Source organism: Xenorhabdus hominickii (assembly GCF_002632725.1).
GTDB classification, from domain to species: domain Bacteria; phylum Pseudomonadota; class Gammaproteobacteria; order Enterobacterales; family Enterobacteriaceae; genus Xenorhabdus; species Xenorhabdus hominickii.
This window is the reverse complement of record NZ_NJAI01000060.1, coordinates 1-965: the sequence shown is the minus strand read 5'-3', so window position 1 is coordinate 965 and position 965 is coordinate 1. Positions and strand designations below refer to the sequence as shown.

The following is a 965-nucleotide window of genomic DNA, read 5'->3' as shown; positions in this document are numbered from 1 at the left end:
ATATGCAAGTAGCAAGTAATTAGAAGAAAAATAAGGTTAATTAGATCATGCCATTACTTTTCATTCAATAGGGGATAAAAAAGTATACTCGCGCCCTGGTTCAGAGATGAGAGATAGGTTGCAGAACCATAAAAAACCCGGTGTCTCAACTAAACACTATGACCGCTATGACTACCTGAAAGAAAAACGAGAAATTATAGCACAATGGGAAAGTAAATTATTATCACTATAGGACTGAAAACGGCCCTTTGAAATCCAGTCTGTAATCTAACAAAGTTAAGTTATTTGGATTGACTTAATCCTCATATTGCTAAATTAGCCAAATATTAATTTGGCTATTTACATTTAAGACTGATCTCACCGCAATATTGACTTTTATTTGAATGAATAGCTGGTTCTTATTATGTGAATCCAAATCTTTTTTCTAAAATCAGCTTTTTTGTGATCTAACTCATGAAATGAAAACGATCATGGTTTCGTTAAAACTATTATCTTATTTTTTACTTTAATATCATATTATTTCAAAAATAAACACCTTTCATGGACAAATATCAATCGGTTAGATGTACTAATCATTTACGTTATCTAAAGATATTACTTCTAAACGGCAATCATTTTAATTTTTTACACTGTCATTGTCGGATGCCGTTTTTTATTTCACTTGATTTAATTTGGTCTTTACCCATCCGTTATTTATTATTGCCCCCATTTAATTTATCACGGATCAGCCGAGATATTGGTCATGTATTAAATAGTTAGATTGAATATCAAAAATAGTACTCACGCTCAATAAAAGTTCCTATCACCTTATCGTGCATTTCTTCGGATTTTGAATAACTGATAGTTTTTCTATTCAGTCTTTTTATTCGAGTACGCTGAGTTAAATTCGTTCTCTCTATACGCTGAGTAAACGTCTTTCCAGTCAGGTGATCTTCCTCGGGAAGGTTATCATAAACAACATAATC

1 protein-coding gene is annotated in these 965 nt (G+C 31.7%); it reads right to left on the bottom strand.

All coding sequences use genetic code 11. The annotated features are described in order from the left end of the window. Positions 1-767: 767 nt before the first annotated feature. Positions 768-965, bottom strand: a 198-nt coding sequence (locus Xhom_RS25015) for an IS1 family transposase (protein ID WP_244590771.1), incomplete at its 5' end; no start/stop codon positions are given.